This is a genomic window from Nocardia sp. NPDC088792 (assembly GCF_044750615.1).
Taxonomy (GTDB): Bacteria; Actinomycetota; Actinomycetes; order Mycobacteriales; family Mycobacteriaceae; genus Nocardia.
Window position 1 is genome coordinate 1,568,497 of record NZ_JBIVKC010000002.1, and the last position, 16,347, is coordinate 1,584,843.

The following is a 16,347-nucleotide window of genomic DNA, read 5'->3' on the forward strand; positions in this document are numbered from 1 at the left end:
TTCACCTGGAAGTCGGTGCGGCCGATGTACTCCAGCGCGCCCTGCTCGTTCCAGCGCACCAGGTCGCCGGTGCGGTACATGCGATCGCCGTGCAGGCCGAACGGATTCGCGACGAAGCGATCCGAGGTCAGGTCCGGGCGGCCCTTGTAGCCGCGCGCCAGCTGCCGGCCGCCCAGGTAGAGCTCACCGTAGGCGCCGATGGGTGCGGGGCGCAGACGCGAATCCAGTACGTAGACTTCGACATTCCACTCGGGCACGCCGATCGGCACCGTGGTGGTGTCGGCGGCGGTGTTCTCCCAGTAAGTGACCGAGACCGCGGCCTCGGTGGGGCCGTACAGGTTGTGCAGACCCGCGTCGGTGATCGCGCGGAAGCCCGCGCCGGTCTCCGGCGGCAGCGCCTCACCGATCACGAAAACGTACTTCAGCGTGGCGCATTGGGCGCGGGTGGCGTGCGCGACGAAGACCGTCAGCATGGACGGCACGAAGTCGGTGACCGTGACGCCGTGGCGCTCGATCATCTCCGCCACGTACAGCGGATCCCGGTGTCCGTCCGGGGTCGCCACCAGCAGCTTCGCGCCCACCAGCAGGGGCATGAAGTAGCCCCACAGCGAGACGTCGAAGGTCTGCGCGGTCTTCTGCAGGTACACGTCGTCGGCGGTCATCGGATACTCGTCGAGCATCCAGAGTTCCTGATTGACGATGGCGTGATGGGTGACCGCGACGCCCTTGGGGCGGCCGGTCGAACCCGAGGTGTAGATGACGTAGGCGGTGTTGTCCGGGCGCAGCGGAGCGCGACGGTCCGCATCGGTCACCGGCTCGGCGGAGTGGCCGGAGAGGTCGAGGGTGTCGATCTCCAAGCGCCGCACGGATTCCGGCAGCTCCAGCTCGTCGCGCGAACTGGTCAATACACAGACCGGTGCCGCGGACTCGAGGATGTAGGCGGTGCGATCGGCCGGATGATCCGGGTCGATCGGCACGTACGCGCCACCGGCCCGCAGCACGGCGTGCATGCCGACGACCAGCTCCAGCGAACGCCGCATACCCAGGGCCACAAGGGATTCCGGGCCGACGCCGTCTTCGATCAGGAAGTGCGCCAGCCGGTTGACCCGCTCGCCGAACTCGGCGTAGGTCAGCTGCTCGCCCTCGAATTCGACGGCGACACGGTCCGAGGTGAGCGGAATCTGCTTGTCCAGCAAGGCCGGCAGCGTGGTGGCCGGAACCTCGTGGCCCGAATCGTTCCAGTCCAGCAGCGTGCGGGTGAGTTCGGCCGAGGTGGTGATGGGCAGGCCCCACACCGCCTGGTCCGCGCCCGCCGCCAGGAAGCTGTCGAAGAACTCCAGGAAACGCGCGTGGTGGCTGCGGGTCTCGTCGGCGGTGTAGAGGTTCGGGTTGGTCTCGAAGTCGATGTGCGTGCGCGCGCCGCCCTGCGATTGGTACAGGTTGACGCCGAGGTCCTCGATGGAACCGGTGGACAGCACGTTCATCCGGCCGACCATGTCGCCCAGCGCGATCTCGTCGTTGAACAACATGATGTTCACCCACGGACCGAAGAACTGCGAACCGATTCCGGTGGTGGCCGATTCGAGCTTGGCCGCGGAATCGCGGCGAATGTCCTCGTGCCGGTAGCGCTGATGACGCAGGGCGCCGGACACTTCCACGGTCACTGCCTTGAGCAGCTCCGGCACCGTGACACCGGCGCCGACATGCAGGCGCAGCGGCACGATGTTCGAGGCCACACCGCCTGAACGGCGCATGGGAGCGGTGGTGCGCGCGGTCACCGGGAGGCTCAGGATGACGTCCTCGGAGCCGGTCCACTGCGACAGATACGCGGCGAAGCCCGCGATCAGCAGGACCGCGGGCGAGGAGTCGTAGTTCTTGACCGCGGCGTCCAGCAGACTGCCCTGATCCTCGGTCAGGGCGGCGCTGACCACGGTGTTCAGCGGCGCGGGCGCGGCCGAGCGCCCGGCCAGGCTGGTGCCGTCCTCGAGCCCGGCGACGCGCTGCGCCCAGTGCTCACGGTCGGAGACGAAGCGGGTGGACTCGCGGTAGGCGAATTCGGCGTCGACCAGGGTGCGCAGGTCGGACACCTTGGAGGGCGTAGCCTCGGCGCCGTTGACCGCCGCAGTATAGAGCTCCGCCGCGCGATTGACGTAGTTCATCGCGCTGAAGCCGTCGAGGATGATGTGGTGCGCGCGCAGGTACCAGAACCAGTGGTCGTCGGCGAGCTGCAGCACGGCCAGCCGGATCAGGCGGTCGTTGATCAGATCGATCGGGCGCGCGTACTCGGCCTTCATCCAGGCCAGGGCCGCCGCTTCGGGATCCTCCGCGGTCCGCAGGTCCAGGTAGAGGATGTCGTCGCGGTCCGGAATGGTCGGGTCGATGTACTGCATCGGCTCGCCGTCGCGCTCGACGATGCAGAGGAAGCCGGAGCCGAACTCCTCCGAGGCGTCGATGGTGGCCTGCCGCAGCACCGCACGATCCAGCTTGCCGTGCAGGTCGACATACTGGGCGATATTGATCGGCACCTGCGGATCCAGATGCTGGGCGTACCAGATACCGAGTTGCGCGGGCGACAGCGGGAAAAGCTCGCCCGGCCCCGGTGCGATTTCGCTGCCAGCTCCTGCGTTGCTGCCGAAATCCAGCCGGTCCAACCCTAACCTCGCTTCCGGAACACCACAGAGCGCTCCCCGCCGAAAACCCCAACAGGACGCCACGCTTGGACTAGCGTGGCGTCCGATATTTGGGCCACTTCACGTAACAATGAGTCAAAAATGTTCTCTGGGCTAACCGTTTTGCCCTTGCAACTTGTTACATGGGCGCGCCCGCGCCCGCGGGCCGGACAGCGGCCCTAGTCGGAGTCTTGCTTGTGCACACTCGCTCCAATCTACCGGGAGCCAGCAACCCCCAACGCAGAAGTACCATAGCCCTTTGCTATCACCGCATTTCACCGTTCCAGCTAGTGAGATGCGACCTATTTCGAGTCGGATCGTAGAGGTGGGATTGGGCGCAATCCACCGATTCGGCCACGGCCGTACCCACCAGGATCACCGCCGCTTGCCGTAGTCCAGCCGCCTCGACACGGTCGGCGATGTCCGCGAGAGTGCCGCGCAGCACCTGCTGTTCGGGCTGGGTTGCACGGTAGACCACGGCGACCGGACATGCACTCCCGTAATCGATGACCAATTCCTCGGCCAGACCGCGGATTCGGGTGATAGCGAGATGCAATACCAAGGTCGCACGGGTGCGGGCGAAGTTCGCCAACGACTCCGATTCGGGCATAACGGTCGAACGTGCCTGCGTGCGCGTGAGCACCACCGACTGCACCTGCTCCGGAACCGTGAGCTCAGCGCCCAGAATCGCCGCCGCCGCCGCATACGCCGGGACCCCCGGGGTGACATCCCAGGCGATCCCGAGCGCATCCAGCCGGCGCTTCTGCTCGGTCAGTGCCGAATAGATCGACGGGTCACCGGAACACAGACGCGCCACATCCCTGCCCGCGAGGTGCGCCCGCTCACAGCATTCGATGATCTGATCCAGATCCAAGCCCTGCGTATCGATCAGCTCCGCATCGGGCGCACAGTGCGCGAGCACCTCCGGATCCAGATAGGTGCCCGCATACAGGCAGACCGGGGACGATCGCAGCAGCTGGACCGCGCGCACGGTCAGCAGATCCGCGGCCCCCGGCCCGGCCCCGATGAAGTGCACTGTCATGCCGCGAGTCTCGCACAGCGCCGGAACCGCCCGGTCTCGACGGGATCAGCCGGTGACGTTCAAGGCCGCCGTGATCTTGGTCGGCCGGAGGCGGACGACCAGCTCGCCGGGCACGCCATTGCGCTTGCCGAACTCCTCGGCCTTGTCCGCGCCCATGTAACGGGCCGCGATGGCGGTGGCCGTGGACACCAGATCGTCGAGGTCCTCGGAGACCTCGGCGACGCCCTGCAACTGGACGAAGCCGTAGGGCGGCGCTTCCAGATCCACGACCAGCGAGATGCGGCCGTCGGACGTGATCCACTTGCCCTTGGCGGTGTTCTTTCCGGTATTGAAGACGAGGGCGTCGTCCTCCAGCACGAACCAGATCGGCGCGACCAGCGGACGGCCGTCGGCCGCCGCGAAGGCGAGCTTGCCGGTTCGGGTGCCCTCGCCCAGGAACTCGCGTACACGGGGATCGGATAGTGAGGCCATAGATAGACGGTATTACTCGATCAGATCGCGCCGCGCTCGCGGGCCCGTGCCACGGCCGAAGTCCGCGACTTCACGCCCAGCTTCGAGTAGATGTGCACCAGGTGGGACTTGACCGTGGTCTCGCTCAGGAACAGGCGCTTGCCGATCTCCCGATTGGAGTGGCCGTCGGCGACCAGCCGCAGCACCTCGATCTCGCGGGCGCTGAGGGTGGTGTCCGGCTTGCGGACGCGGGTCATGAGACGCGAAGCGACCGAAGGGGAAAGCACGCTCTCCCCCTCCGCGGCGGAGCGCACCGCGGCCAGCAGTTCGGCGGGCGGCGTGTCCTTGAGGATGTAACCGCAGGCGCCGGCCTCGATGGCGCCGAGAATATCGGCGTCGGTGTCGTAGTTGGTGACCACCAGGATATTGGGGGGATCGGGCAATTCCCGCAGTGCCGCAGTCGCTTCCGCGCCCGATTTGCCGGGGCCGAAACGCAGATCCATGAGGACCAGATCCACCCGCGTGGTGGCGCAGAACGCCACCGCGTCCTCGGCGGTCGCCGCCTCGCCGATGACCTCCACGTCGCCGGCCGAATCACTTTCCGCCACACCGGAATCCAATAGGGCGCGCAGGCCCGCGCGGACGATGGCGTGATCGTCGGCGAGCAGAATGCGGATCATTTCTCCTCCTCCAGCGGGAAGGACACCGTGACGGCCGTGTGGCCGGGCTCGGATTCGACGTCCATGGTGCCGCCCTGCTGCTCCACCCGATTGCGCATGGCGTTGAGACCGAAACTGCCGGAAGGGGTTCGGGCCAAGACCGCGGGATCGATGCCGATGCCGTCGTCGACCACGTCCAGGTGCACGGCGTCGTCGGCGTAGGTGAGGGTGATGCGCATGCGCTCGGCGCGCGCGTGCCGCACCACATTCGACACGGCGCCCTGGGCGATGCGCACCAGCGCGGCCTCCATCGGCATGGGCAGGGCCTCCGGGTCGCCTTCCACCAGCACCTGCGCGTCCAGGTCCGGGGCGGCGGCGCGCTGCGCGATCCGGGTGAGCGCACCGGACAGGGACTGGCCCTCCAGGGCGGCGGGGGTGAGTTCCGCTATGAGATGGCGGGTTTCGACCAGGCTGTCGGCGGCGGTCTCGCGGGCCAGCCGAATCTTTTCCAGCGCAGGATGATCCGGGGCCGCGCGTTCCACCGCGTGCAGCAGCAGCTGAATGCTGCTGAGCCCCTGGGCGACCGTATCGTGGATCTCCTGCGCCAGGCGCTCGCGCTCGGCCATCTTGCCGGCGGTGCGTTCCTGCTCGGCGAGAGTGTTTCTGGTGGCGAGCAATTCGTCGATGAGCCGCTGGCGTTCGCCCGCCTCCCGGAAGAGCGCCTCGTAGCCGAGTCCGATGGCCACCGCCACCAGCGCGCCCAGCAGCGGGCCGATCACGCCGCCGAGCGTCCAGCCCCGATACAGCGCGAAGCCGACGACCGACACCGCGGTGGTGCCGATGACGGCCAGTACGCCCCAGCGGCGCGGCAGCAGATGGAGATAGAGGAAGAAGAGGCCGAACACCAGGTAGACGGCGTACGGCTCGAGGGCCACGAGCAGCAGCCAGAGCAGTGTGAGGACCAGCATCCAGACACGTGCGGCGATCAGATGCCGGCGGAACCTGCCGCCCATGAAGTAGACGCCCAGGAAGATGCCGGACACCACGATCACGGCCACCGGCCGGACATCGGCCACCACCGACCGCACCACCACCACTCCGGTGAGCAGCACCACCAGCACATGCAGCCCCTGCTGCAGGCCGGCGAAGACTGGGGTCAGGGGGTTGCGGTGCACGCCGAACAGCTTATGCCCGGCTATTGCGGCGGCATCCATCGAAAGTAGGAAACGCCGACCACCATCGGCACGCCCGGGATTCGTTCCGCGGCGCGATGGCCCGGGGCGATTGTGCCGACAGAGTGGAGGCATGTTCGTCGCACTCCGAGATCTGCGGGCCGCCCGGGGCCGATTCCTCCTCATCACGCTGGTGGTGACGCTGGTCGCGCTGCTGGTCAGCTTCCTGAGCGGACTGACCGCCGGTCTCGCGCACCAGAACATCTCCGCCATGCAGTCGCTGCGCACCGGCACGGTGGTGTTCTCCGATACCGGGTCCGCGCCTTCGTTCGATGCCTCGACCCTCAGCGATGAACAGGTGGCGGCGTGGCAGCGCGCCGGGGGCACCGTGGATCCGATCGGTATCAGCCGGGCGCGCGCCACGCTCAACGGTTCGGCGCCGACCCAGGTGGCCTTGTTCGGGGTCGGCGGTACGCCGTTCGGCAATCGCACCGCAACCTCACTCGGCAAAGTGGTGCTGAGCAGCGCCGCCGCCAAGGACCTGCACGCGCAGGCGGGCGACAATGTCGCGCTGGGCGATGGCAATTTCACCGTCGAAAGCGTCACCGGCGACGATTGGTACGCGCATACGCCGGTGGTGTGGATGACGCTGACCGACTGGCAGGCACTGAATCCGCGCTCCGGAGCGGCCACCATCCTCGCCGTCTCCGGGGTGCCCGATATGGCCACCGTGAACTTCGCCGCCCACACCACCACCACGACCACCAAGGGCGCGCTCTCGGCGATGCCCTCCTATCAGGCCGAGAACGGCTCGCTGACCCTCATGACGGTCATGCTCTTCGCCATCTCCGCGCTGGTGATCGGCGCCTTCTTCACGGTCTGGACGGTCCAGCGCCAGCCCGATATCGCCGTCCTGAAAGCCCTTGGCGCAACCACAGGTTCGCTGGTCCGCGACTCCCTGAGCCAGGCGCTCGTCGTCCTGCTATTGGGCGTAGGCATCGGCGTAGGCGCCACCGCCCTCGCCGCACTCTTCATCGGCGACGCGGTCCCCTTCATCCTCACCGCGAGCACCACCCTCTTCCCCGCCGCGGCCCTGATAGTGCTCGGCCTCCTGGGCGCGGCCTTCGCCCTCCGCTTCCTCTTCACCACCGACCCGCTCACCGCCCTCAATCAGGCGCGCTGACCACCCTTTCCGACTTATCCACAGGACTCACGCGATGCCCAACACCCTCACGGTCTCCGACCTGACCCTCACCTTCCCCGACGGCGCCGACCGCATAACCGCCCTCGACCACGTCGACCTCCAGGTGAACGGCGGCGAAATAGCCGCCATCACCGGCCCTTCCGGCTCCGGCAAATCCACCCTCCTGGCCACGATCTCCACCCTGCTACGCCCCGACTCCGGCCGCGTAGACCTGGAAACAGCCACCGGCACAACAACTCTCACGGACCTGAGCCGCCGCGAGGCCGCGACCCTGCGCCGCAATGCCATCGGCATCGTCTTCCAGCAGTCCAACCTCATCCCCGCCCTGACCGCCCTGGAACAACTGGAAGCCATGTCCCACCTGGGCCAATCCTTCCTCGTCTCCCCCGCCCGCCGCCGCGAAACCCGTTCCCGCGCCCGAGATCTCCTCTCCGCGGTAGGCCTCTCCGGCCACGAATCCAAACGCCCCGCCCAACTCTCCGGCGGCCAACGCCAACGCGTCAACATCGCCCGAGCCCTGATGAACAACCCCTCCCTCCTGGTCATCGACGAACCCACCTCCGCCCTCGACCAGGAACGAGGCGCCGCCATCATCAACCTCATAGTCGACATAGTCCACAACCACCAGGCCGCCACCCTCCTGGTAACCCACGACCGCACCCACCTCCACCAAATGACCTCCGTCCACCAAATGGTCGACGGCGTCCTGACCCCCACCCCCATACCCCTCGCCGCCTAATCCCCACCACCAGTTCCCGCTCGCGGGTAGGGGGTCAGTGGGTGCCGGGGAGGCGGCGGCGGCCGGTGGAGACTTCGGAGGCCAGGTCTTCGTAGCCGACTGCTAGTTCGGCCAGGTTTTCCCAGACCACTGCCAGTTCGTGGCCCGAGGCTTTGGACAGGGCCGCGTAGGCGTGGGCCGTCAGTAGGGCCAGGCGGTCTATTACGGCGCCCAGGGTTTCGGTGTGGACTCGGGCGGCGCCGTGGGAGGGGGGTAATTGGGCGGTGATCCAGCAGTCGATTTGGTGCACCAAATGTGTTCGGACGGCGTCGAGTTCGGTGAGCTGATCGGGCGGGGCGGCCAAACGGCGTTCGTGTAGCTCGGTCAGTGCATGGGCTGCGCTCAAAAGGGGATGTCGCGGGAATCCGGTCCCTCGGCATGCCTCGAGAACTTGGTTCTTGCTCGGCAGCGTATTAGCGATCACGACTGCTCCTACCCGGTGTTCTGCGAATTCCGAGCACATTAATCAGCTCAGATGACGAGAACGTGACTCCCGGTGCAACAGCCCACGGCCGTTCCGCGATTGCTGGATCCTTAGCGCCGCTTGGTAATTCGGGCGAAATCAGGCCGTAGCACCACCGTCAACTACCAAATCGTGGCCGACCACGAAGCTCGAGGCATCGGAAGCCAGCCAGACGACCGCCGCCGCGACCTCCGCCGGATCACTCACCCGACCGGCCGGAACCGCCGCCCCGATCCGCGCATCCCGATCCGCGCGTGATTCACCGGGCCGGAACGACATCGGAGTATCGCTGGCTCCGGGGCTCACCGCATTGATCCGCACACCCTCGGCAATATGGTCCCGCGCGGCGGTCTGCGTCAGTACGCTCACCGCCGCCTTCGACGCCGCATAAGCCGCCATTCCGGCTCGCCGCCCGTGCGCACCGATATTCGAAGCCATATTGACGATGACCCCACCGCCATTGGCGCGCATGTGCGTGATTTCGTGCTTCATGGAAAGAAACATCCCGGTCAGATTGGTATCCAGTACCGTCCGCCAGACCTCCTCGTCGAGATCCCCCACCGGCGAGGCCTTCCCGAAGATTCCCGCATTGTTGAACGCAATGTGTAATCCACCGTGCCGCCCAACCACCTCGGCAACCATGGCCGCCACCTGATCGCCATTCGCGACATCGACTGTCACCCAATCGATCTTGCTACCCTCGGCGCGAATCCCCGCCGCCGCCTCCGCAAGCCGCTCCCCATCCCGCCCCGCGAGCACCACCGTCGCACCCAGATCGGCGAACGCCTGCGCGGTCACCCGCGCCAGAGCCCCGGCCCCACCGGTGATGAGTACGACCTTCTCATCGAAACGCTCGTCCATGAAGCAAACCTACCGGGTGGCCGAATCAGACTCGAATGACCGAGAACTCAGCGGCCGGTGTCGGCCTGCCGGAGCACCTCGCTCACATGGTTCCGCAGCTCGCGCGCCGATACGCGCTCAGGCCGGCTCATGACACGAGTGTCGCCCATTTGCTACACGTTGCTACAGCTTCGTGAAGAAGGCCCGGATGTCGGAGGCGTGCTGGACGGGCCGATCCATGGCCACGAAGTGGTTGCCGGTGTTGCCCTCGGGCCAGTGGGTGATGCGGTTGTCGCGGTCGGCGAGGCGGCGCATGAGGGCGGAGCCGCCGGCGTAGACGCCGACCGGGACCAGTTTCTGGCCTGCGGGCCAGGCGAATCCGTCGTCGCCGAGGCCGTTGTACATAGGCCATGAAGAGGTAGCGGCCGTATTGGTGAACCAGTAGACGGCCGCGTTGGTGAGGAACTGGTCGCGGTCGTAGGCGTCGTCCAGATCGTCGGCCAGCGGAGCGAATTCGCTGAATTTGTGGGCCAGCCAGGCGAGTAGGCCGGCGGGGGAATCGGTCCAGGCGTGTGCGAAGGTCTGGGGCGCCTGACGGAGCAGGACGTGATGGTTCACCCCGGTTTGCCACTTCTGCATGAGATCCCATTCGGTGAGTTCATCGGCCGTCATGGCCGGGACGTCGGCGGCGGTCGGCAGGCCGATGCCACCGTCGATATGCACGCCCACGATGCGGTCGGGCGCGGCGATCGCCATCTCCTGCACCACGTATGCGCCGAGATCGCCGCCCTGTACGCCGTAGCGCTCGTATCCGAGGCGGGCCATGAGTTCCACCCACATGCGGGCGACCGTGCGGGGCTTCATACCGAGCTCGCGCGGTGCGGCCGAGAAACCGAAGCCGGGCACGGATGGAACGATCACGTGGAACGCCCGAGCCGATGGCATTCCGTGCGCGGTCGGATTCGTCAGCAGGGGAATGGTTTTGGCGAACTCCACGAAGGAGTTGGGCCAGCCGTGGGTGAGGATGAGCGGTAGCGCGTCCGGCTCGGGTGAACGTATGTGCAGGAAATGCACGTCCAGGTCATCGATCTCGGTGACGAACTGCGGGAACTCATCGAGTGCGTTTTCCTGTGCGCGCCAATCGAATTCGGTGCGCCAGTACTCGGCGAGCTCCCGTAGATAGTCCACCGGGACACCGCGTTCCCAACCGTGCCCGGGCAGCTGCGGCGACCAGCGAGTGCGGGCCAGCCGCTCGTTCAGGTCATCGAGATCGGGCTGCGGGACGGCGATGCGGAACGGGCGGACTGCGGTGCTCATTGCGGCTCCTGAGGTCGGTTATTCGATCCGAAACCCAAGGTAGAAGGCATCTAGGACTAGAGTGGTCCTAGATCGAGAGGAGAGTCGAGGCATGACCGACACACCGGCACGGCTGCTGCGCCTGCTGTCTCTTCTGCAGACACCCCGGGAATGGCCGGGCAGTGAGCTGGCCGAGCGGCTGGGCGTCACCGATCGCACCGTGCGCCGCGATATCGACCGGCTGCGCGAGCTCGGCTACCCGGTCGAGGCGACGCTGGGCGCGACCGGCGGTTACCGCCTCGTCGCGGGCGCGGCCATGCCGCCGCTGCTGGTCGACGATGACGAGGCCGTGGCCATCGCGATCGGCCTGCGAGCCGCGGCCGGCTCGGCCATCGCGGGGATCGAGGAAGCCTCGGTCCGCGCTCTGACCAAGCTGGAACAGGTGTTGCCCGCCAAGTTGCGCCGGCGGGTTCGGGTGCTCGGCGTCGCCACGGTCACGCCGAGACCGGGTGCGGACCCCATCGATCCGGAGATCCTCACCACTCTGGCCGCGGCGATAACCAACAGGGAGCGTGTGCGTTTCGCGTACTCGTCCGCGGACGGCGCTGAGACGCGGCGCAATGCCGAGCCGGTCGGATTGGTCCCGCATCGGCATCGCTGGTATCTGGTCGCCTTCGATATCGACCGTGACGACTGGCGTAGCTTCCGCGTCGATCGCTTGGCGCGTCCGCAGCCGACCGGAGCGCGTTTCACTCCCCGCGCCCTCCCGGCCGACGATCCGGCCGCCTATGTGACCGGCGGCAGAACCGACTGGGGCATACCGACATTGCATTTCGACGTCACGATTCACGCGCCGGCCGGCAATATCGCGCGACGGCTCGGCATCGGACCGGGCTGTGTCACCGCCCTGGACGACCACACCTGCCGGCTCACCATGGACCACGAGGATTCACCGGAATGGCTGGCCGCTCGCCTGGCCGATCTCGGCGCCGAATTCGAGGTGCGCGAACCGCCGGAGTTGCGGGCGGAATTGGCGAAGCTGCGGGCGCGAATCGATCGGTCCCTCGGCTCGCGCTAGCGGTCAGGGGTACCGCTGCGCGGCAAGTACCCGGGCCGCCTCCCGGGGTGCGTTCGAATTCGATTGCAGGCCACGGGAGCCCGCCAGCTTGGCGCGAATATGATCGGCCACGGTGACCGGCTCGTATCGGCTCCCCTCACCGACGCACGAAGGCAAAGTCTCGATGAGCGCATCGATATTGCCGTCATGGAAGTAGGCCGCACTACGCCGCCGCTGGATGGTGCCGTCCACGATCGGCGGCTTGACCCGGTGCAGGGTGGAAAGCCAGCGCTCATTGGTCCAGCGCGCCATGAGATCACCGAGATTCACCAGCAGTGCGCCGTCCGCGGGCTGCACATCGTGCCATGCGCCGTCCGCGCCCAGCACCTGCAGTCCGGGAGCCTGATCCGCCCACAGCACGGTCACGATGCCGTAGTCGGTGTGCTCGCCCATCCCGGTGAGATCGCCGTCCAGGTCCACGCTGCCGGGCGGGAGCGCGTAGTTGTTCATGCGCAGGACATCGAGGGAGTGGTCGGTGAAGCGGTCGAAGAAACCGGCGGGGAGATCGAGCGCGTCGGCGAAGACAGTGGTGAGAGTGCGGGCTACGCGGGCAGCCTCGGCGAAGTACGCGCCGACCGCGGCTTCGAACTCCGGAACCTCACGGGGCCAGAGGTTTTCGGCATAGTCGATCTCCGGTAGCTCGAGACCGGGATAGTCGGCGCCGGTGACACCGATATTGAAGGCCTCGAAGAAGTCGTTCATCCGAGTCGCGGATTCGACACCCAGGCTCAGGCTGAGACTCTCGCTCTTCGGCGGTGAGTAGCCGCGATTGATCTCGGGCGGCGTGCGGTATGCCTGCTTGATCTCCGGCCCCAGTGTGAAGAACGAGTCCAGGGCGGCCGCGAACCGGTCGATCACCTCATCCGGTACCGCATGCCCGGCGATCTGCATGAAACCGACTGTGCGAGCGGCCTCATCGATCTGCCGTGCCACCGCACCGCGCTGAGCGTCGTCACCACCACCGATGTAGGGCGTGATGTCGATGACTGGCACCTGGAACTCCATGACGGCTCCCGATCTTCCGGCAATACGAGCGATAGTTGGCACCAATCAGATTGACCGACCCAGATGGCGCCCAGGTTCGCTGCTGTCACATCCGAGTAAACGATGTTCCGCCGCCCCGCGGGCCGGAATCGTGCACACTGGCCACTGTGGATGCGGAAGAAGCGGTCTCCGAAAGAACCGAAGAGGCTGGTCTGGCAAGGCTCGTCGGCAGCGTGGTCCGCGAACTGCGTGAGAAGTCACAACTGTCAATGCGTGAACTGGCGAAACGCGCCGGCATCAGCCAGCCCTTCCTCAGCCAGATCGAACGCGGCGTCAGCGCCCCCTCGATGATCACCACCTACCGCCTGGCCGCCGCCCTCGGCGTAGCCCCCGGCGACCTACTCCCCGCCCCTATCACCGACCAGGTAACCATCGTCCGAGCCGACGAGGGCGTCCGCATCCCCGTAGCCGATCGCCCCGACGCCGCGGTAGGCCGAGCCCTCCACATGCGCCCCAACAGCCCTCTGGAAGTCATCGAATACCGCATCGAGCCAGGCCAACACATATCCGAATGGTTCGAATCCCAAGGCGTCACAGGCCTGTACATGATCTCCGGCCGCCTGAAAGTGGAACTCGCCGGCCTGGCCCCGATCCACCTGGGCCCCCAAGACTTCCTCACCCACCCAGCCACCCTCCGAGACCGCTGGCACCTGATCGACAACCACGCCGCCCACGTCCTCCTCGTCATCTCCCACCCCCGCTGAGCGCACAGGCGACTCAGTGCTCAGTCGGCAAAGATCTCCTCGATCCGGGAAGCAGTAACCGCGCGATCTATCCACACATCGATTTGGTCGAGGTCTCTGCATTCTGCGATGCGAGATCCGAGCTTCTCGGAGATCACGAATCCACGGCGCTCCAGCACGCGCAACAGAGCTTTGACCTCACCCTCGGCTTCTCCTTCGGCCTTACCGCGCGAGTAGTAGCGGCGGGCGAACTCGCTCTTGTACTCGTATGTGCCGGTCGACATAAGGCCCTCCAAGAAGTGCCGGGCCGCCTGCGGGAGCACGGCCATTACCAGGTCAATGTACATTTCGCCGTTCGGCGCGTCGACCACCTCCGCGGCAAGCGCCGTGAGGATGGCCTCCCGCTGCGGATGGTGCCGTTGGGTGATCGCCGACATGACGGCGAGCTCGGGGTTGTCGGCGGCGACCCTTCGGGTCGGTGATCGCCGGGATCTCGACCGGGCTCACGACCGTGGGAACGAGTACGAAGCCGGGAGCTACCAGGAGAGGTCTTCGGCAGTGCTCGGCGGTCCGAATACTCGGGCACACCACCAGCAGCATGGTCGGGCAACGCAGCCGTGAGCGCAGAGTTGTCACGTAAACGGGCCAGCTCCAGCCTTTGTCGGTGTCGGGCCTGAGTTGTATCTCGACAACGATTGCGAGGACCGGGCTGTCCGCGGCCACGAGAACCACGACGGTGTCGGCGCGGTACTCGGTCGGATCGATGTCCGGGAAATCCCCGCATTCCAGACGCGCGCAGTCGAATTCGGGTAGCGGAGCGCCCGCGGCCGTGACGAGCAGATCGGCGGCGAGGCGTGGGCGCTGCCGGAACAGGTCGACCAATGCTTCGTGCAGGATGCTCGGCATGGGGAGGACGCTACCGGCAGCCACCGACATGAAATATGCAGGTCAAGAGGCTGATTGGTTGGTTTTACGCGGGGCTAGGGCTTTTGGGTGGCGTACCAGTCGAGGAGGGCGGGGTTGTCTACTGCGGTGGGGGAGAGGACTTTTGCGGGGTCGGCGCCTTGGAAGAGTTTTTTGATGGGGACTTCGAGTTTTTTGCCGGTGCGGGTGTGGGGGATGCCGGGGGCCTCGATGATTTCGTCGGGGACGTGGCGGGGGGAGACTTCCTGGCGGATTTTGGTGTTGATGCGGGTTTTGAGGTCGTCGGTCAGGGAGATGCCGGGGGCCAGGGTGACGAACAACGGCATCCAGTAGGCGCCTTCGGGGAGTTCTACGCCGATTACCAGGGCCTCGGTGATTTCCGGGAGGGATTCGACGGCCTGGTAGATGTCGGCGCTGCCCATGCGGATGCCCTGGCGGTTGAGGGTGGAGTCGCTGCGGCCGTGGACGATGACGCTGCCGTGGGGGGTGAGGGTGATCCAGTCGCCGTGGCGCCAGACGCCGGGGAACATGTCGAAGTAGGCGTCGTGGTAGCGGGAGTTGTCGGGATCGTTCCAGAAGTGGATCGGCATGGAGGGCATGGGCTTGGTGATGACCAGTTCGCCCACCTCGCCGCGGACGGGGTTGCCGGACTCGTCCCAGGAGTCCAGGGCGACACCGAGATACGGGGCGGAGAGTTCGCCGGGCCAGACGGGGACGGTGCGGACGCCGCCGATGAAGGCGGAGACCACATCGGTGCCGCCGCTGATGGAGGCGACGGGGACGCCGACATTCTCGTGCAGCCAGAGGGAGGACGAGGGCGGCAGCGAGGAGCCGGTGATGCCGACCAGGCGCAGGGCGGACAGGTCGTGGTCGCGGCGCGGGACGGAGCCGGCCTTCATGCAGCCCAGGACGTAGCCGGGGCTGGTGCCGACGACCGTCGCGCGGGTGCGGGCGGCGATCTGCCACAACGCATCCGGGGTCGGGGCGGCGGGGCTGCCGTCGTAGGTGACGACGGTGGCGCCGACCAGCAGGCCGGCGACCTGGAAGTTCCACATCATCCAGCTCGGGCTGGTGTACCAGAGGAAGGTATCGTCGGGCCCGATATCGGATTGCAGCGCAACGGATTTCAGGTGCTCCAGCACGACACCGCCGTGCCCGTGCACGATGCCCTTGGGCTTACCCGTGGTGCCGGAGGAGTAGAGCACCCACAGCGGATGGTCGAAAGCGACCTGCTCGAGGTGGATTTCGGGATGCGCGGCGTCCACCGGCAGATCGGCCCAGGAGAGCGTGTCCGGCAATGCCGTGCCCGGAGCCGAGGCGCCGAGCCGCGGCACCACCACGGTGGCCGCCAGTGTCGGCAGTCCGGCGCGGAGCGTCGTGATGTCCGCGCTCTTATCGTGCGTCTTGCCGCCGAAGCGGTACCCGTCGGCGGTGACCAGGACCTTGGGCTCCAGCTGCCCGAGCCGGTCGAGCGCCGCCTGAGCGGAATAGTCCTGCCCGCAGGCGCTCCAGGTGGCGCCCAGGCTGGCGGTGCCGAGGAAGGCGATGATGGCCTCGGGGATGTTCGGCAGGTAACCGGCGACCCGATCCCCCGGCCCGACACCCAGCTCGCGCAGGGTCCGGGCGAAGGCGGCGGCGGTGGCGAGCATGGTGGCCCAGGAGATTTCGGCGATACTGCCGTCCTCGTCCACGCCGAGGATGGCGGGGCGGTCGGTGCGCGCCTGGCTCACCACCCGGTCGACGTAGTTCAGCCGGGTGCCCGGGAACCACTGTGCGCCGGGCATTTCCGAGGAGGCCAGCACCTCCCCCGCGCGGGCGCCGAGGTGGAAGTAGTCCCAGACCTCACCCCAGAACCCAGCCAGGTCGTCCACCGACCACTGCCAGAGCGCCTGGTAGTCCGGCACCGAGACCCCGGTCCGTTTCTCGACGAATCGGGCGAAATAGCTGACCTGCGCCTCGGCGATATCCTGCTCGCCCGGCACCCACTGTGGTTCCATCGCTCTACC

General features: G+C 66.9%; 15 protein-coding genes (1 of these 15 only partly in view). 4 read left to right on the plus strand and 11 right to left on the minus strand.

Translation table 11 applies throughout. From position 1 onward, the window contains the following. The 5 genes from ACIP5Y_RS16340 to ACIP5Y_RS16360 form a co-directional block, all read right to left on the minus strand. On the minus strand, positions 1-2,651 hold the start of the coding sequence (locus ACIP5Y_RS16340) for a non-ribosomal peptide synthase/polyketide synthase (RefSeq protein WP_400350908.1). Its footprint begins 41,626 nt before the window's first position; 2,651 of the gene's 44,277 nt are visible here — the first part of the coding sequence; its start codon is at positions 2,649-2,651; its stop codon lies beyond the left edge, outside the window. A gap of 283 nt (positions 2,652-2,934) precedes the next feature. Next, on the minus strand, positions 2,935-3,711 hold the full coding sequence (gene cobM / locus ACIP5Y_RS16345) for a precorrin-4 C(11)-methyltransferase (protein ID WP_400350909.1): 777 nt from the start codon (positions 3,709-3,711) through the stop codon (positions 2,935-2,937). Between the two features lie 45 nt (positions 3,712-3,756). Then, the gene (locus tag ACIP5Y_RS16350; protein ID WP_400350911.1) at positions 3,757-4,182 is read right to left on the minus strand and encodes a PPOX class F420-dependent oxidoreductase; all 426 of its coding nucleotides are present in this window, start codon (positions 4,180-4,182) and stop codon (positions 3,757-3,759) included. 20 nt (positions 4,183-4,202) lie between these two features. Beyond that, complete coding sequence (locus ACIP5Y_RS16355; protein ID WP_400350913.1) at positions 4,203-4,841, minus strand: LuxR C-terminal-related transcriptional regulator; 639 nt, start codon at positions 4,839-4,841, stop codon at positions 4,203-4,205. Beyond that, positions 4,838-5,995 carry a sensor histidine kinase gene (locus ACIP5Y_RS16360; protein ID WP_400350915.1) on the minus strand — a complete coding sequence of 386 codons (1,158 nt, stop codon included), beginning with the start codon at positions 5,993-5,995 and terminating at the stop codon, positions 4,838-4,840. The genes ACIP5Y_RS16355 and ACIP5Y_RS16360 overlap by 4 nt, the downstream gene beginning before the upstream one ends. Positions 5,996-6,125: 130 nt before the next feature. On the opposite strand from ACIP5Y_RS16360, the gene ACIP5Y_RS16365 reads away from it, so the two are divergent. Both ACIP5Y_RS16365 and ACIP5Y_RS16370 read left to right on the plus strand, forming a co-directional pair. After that, complete coding sequence (locus tag ACIP5Y_RS16365) at positions 6,126-7,175, plus strand: ABC transporter permease (protein WP_400350916.1); 1,050 nt, start codon at positions 6,126-6,128, stop codon at positions 7,173-7,175. 34 nt (positions 7,176-7,209) lie between these two features. Then, positions 7,210-7,935, plus strand: coding sequence for an ABC transporter ATP-binding protein (locus tag ACIP5Y_RS16370; RefSeq protein ID WP_400350918.1), 726 nt, complete (start codon positions 7,210-7,212; stop codon positions 7,933-7,935). A 34-nt stretch (positions 7,936-7,969) separates the two neighbouring features. Here the strand turns inward: ACIP5Y_RS16370 and ACIP5Y_RS16375 are convergent, their stop codons facing one another. The 3 genes from ACIP5Y_RS16375 to ACIP5Y_RS16385 form a co-directional block, all read right to left on the minus strand. Continuing rightward, positions 7,970-8,320, minus strand: a complete 351-nt coding sequence (locus ACIP5Y_RS16375) for a DUF4254 domain-containing protein (RefSeq protein WP_400350920.1) — start codon at positions 8,318-8,320, stop codon at positions 7,970-7,972. Positions 8,321-8,536: 216 nt separating this feature from the next. After that, positions 8,537-9,298, minus strand: a complete 762-nt coding sequence (locus ACIP5Y_RS16380; RefSeq protein ID WP_400350922.1) for an SDR family NAD(P)-dependent oxidoreductase — start codon at positions 9,296-9,298, stop codon at positions 8,537-8,539. A 162-nt stretch (positions 9,299-9,460) separates the two neighbouring features. Further along, a complete protein-coding gene (locus ACIP5Y_RS16385) occupies positions 9,461-10,594 on the minus strand; it encodes an epoxide hydrolase family protein (protein WP_400350923.1) in 1,134 nt (377 codons plus the stop codon). Between the two features lie 91 nt (positions 10,595-10,685). On the opposite strand from ACIP5Y_RS16385, the gene ACIP5Y_RS16390 reads away from it, so the two are divergent. Beyond that, entirely contained in the window at positions 10,686-11,651 is a 966-nt protein-coding gene (locus ACIP5Y_RS16390) for a helix-turn-helix transcriptional regulator (protein WP_400350925.1), read from the plus strand. Positions 11,652-11,654: 3 nt separating this feature from the next. Here the strand turns inward: ACIP5Y_RS16390 and ACIP5Y_RS16395 are convergent, their stop codons facing one another. Then, the gene (locus tag ACIP5Y_RS16395; protein WP_400350926.1) at positions 11,655-12,695 is read right to left on the minus strand and encodes an isopenicillin N synthase family dioxygenase; all 1,041 of its coding nucleotides are present in this window, start codon (positions 12,693-12,695) and stop codon (positions 11,655-11,657) included. 146 nt (positions 12,696-12,841) lie between these two features. On the opposite strand from ACIP5Y_RS16395, the gene ACIP5Y_RS16400 reads away from it, so the two are divergent. Beyond that, on the plus strand, positions 12,842-13,438 hold the full coding sequence (locus ACIP5Y_RS16400; protein ID WP_400350928.1) for a helix-turn-helix domain-containing protein: 597 nt from the start codon (positions 12,842-12,844) through the stop codon (positions 13,436-13,438). A 20-nt stretch (positions 13,439-13,458) separates the two neighbouring features. Here the strand turns inward: ACIP5Y_RS16400 and ACIP5Y_RS16405 are convergent, their stop codons facing one another. Together ACIP5Y_RS16405 and ACIP5Y_RS16410 are read right to left on the minus strand one after the other, a co-directional pair. Then, positions 13,459-13,854 carry a hypothetical protein gene (locus tag ACIP5Y_RS16405; RefSeq protein WP_400350930.1) on the minus strand — a complete coding sequence of 132 codons (396 nt, stop codon included), beginning with the start codon at positions 13,852-13,854 and terminating at the stop codon, positions 13,459-13,461. A gap of 543 nt (positions 13,855-14,397) precedes the next feature. Then, positions 14,398-16,338, minus strand: coding sequence for an acetoacetate--CoA ligase (locus tag ACIP5Y_RS16410; protein ID WP_400350932.1), 1,941 nt, complete (start codon positions 16,336-16,338; stop codon positions 14,398-14,400). Between the last annotated feature and the right edge of the window lie 9 nt (positions 16,339-16,347).